Source organism: Chryseobacterium sp. RR2-3-20, assembly GCF_017808115.1.
Classification (GTDB): domain Bacteria; phylum Bacteroidota; class Bacteroidia; order Flavobacteriales; family Weeksellaceae; genus Chryseobacterium; species Chryseobacterium oryzae.
This window is the reverse complement of the sequence record NZ_JADQBD010000158.1, coordinates 1-1,023: the sequence shown is the minus strand read 5'-3', so window position 1 is coordinate 1,023 and position 1,023 is coordinate 1. Positions and strand designations below refer to the sequence as shown.

The window sequence follows — 1,023 nt, the reverse complement described above, 5'->3', positions numbered from 1 at the left end:
AATTTAGTCAGCGGAAAACATTTTTTGCTTCGTGCAGTTTTTAGTAGAAATTTCAGGTGTAAAAGCCCGCACTTCAGCAATACGTTTCCCGTTATCTGCCATTTTAAACAAATATACCCTTAAAAACAACGAAAGTTAATCGAAAAAATTTATGAAAAAAGTTTTAATAATTAATACACATTTAACCTATCCAAATTGGACAGAAGGAAAACTTAACGATGCATTTGCCGAAAAAGCAAGAGATTTCTTTAAATCAAAAGGATTTGAAGTTATTGAAACAAAAGTAGAAAATGGATATAATATTGAGGAAGAAGAAAAAAAACATTTAGATGCAGAGATTGTAATTCTACAAACACCAATTAATTGGTTTGGCGCACCTTGGATTTATAAAAAATATGTTGACGAAGTATTTAACAGAGGACTTTTTACCAAATCTTTTTTGAGTGGTGACGGAAGAACAAGAGAAGACTTGACAAAACAATACGGAACAGGCGGGAATATGTATGGAAAAAAATTTATGATTAGTGCAACTTGGAATGCCCCAAAAGAAGCATTCGGAAATCCTGAATATAAATTATTTGAAGGTAAGGATTTATCAGATATTTTCTTGCCGATAACAAGTAATTATCGTTTTTGTGGTTATGATATTATTGACAGTTACAATTGTTTTGACATTTTCAAAAACGCAGAAATTGAGAAAGACCTTGAGAATTATCCGTCGCATTTATCAAAGGTTTTTGAACTCTAGGACAATGAAAAACAATAAAAAAAACGGCAGATAACATGGGTTTTGCAAGATGCGGGGTTGAAGTAAATCTCAGAAATATTCTATAAAATACCCGCAAAAACTTTTCCATTTTTTAGTTTTTTCGTAATTTTAAAAAATGGAAAAAGTTTTTGCTAGAGATTGGTTCTCCTCTCCATTTTCGGTTGCAGTAGCCCGCACCTCGCATTCTATGACAAAATCCAAATAAAAACTGTTAAAAATTCTATTTTTTTTCATGAGGCAAACGCGTAAGTATC

General features: G+C 31.6%; 1 protein-coding gene. It reads left to right on the top strand.

What is annotated here, in order from left to right; all coding sequences use genetic code 11:
• Positions 1-151 precede the first annotated feature (151 nt).
• Positions 152-748 (top strand): NAD(P)H-dependent oxidoreductase, encoded by a 597-nt coding sequence (locus IV513_RS15480; protein ID WP_209391447.1) that lies wholly within the window; start codon positions 152-154, stop codon positions 746-748.
• The last annotated feature ends 275 nt before the right edge of the window (positions 749-1,023 follow it).

Coding starts and splice junctions, on each gene's coding strand:
- IV513_RS15480 (WP_209391447.1), top strand. CDS start 152: ATGAAAAAAGTTTTAATAATTAATACACATTTAACCTATCCAAATTGG.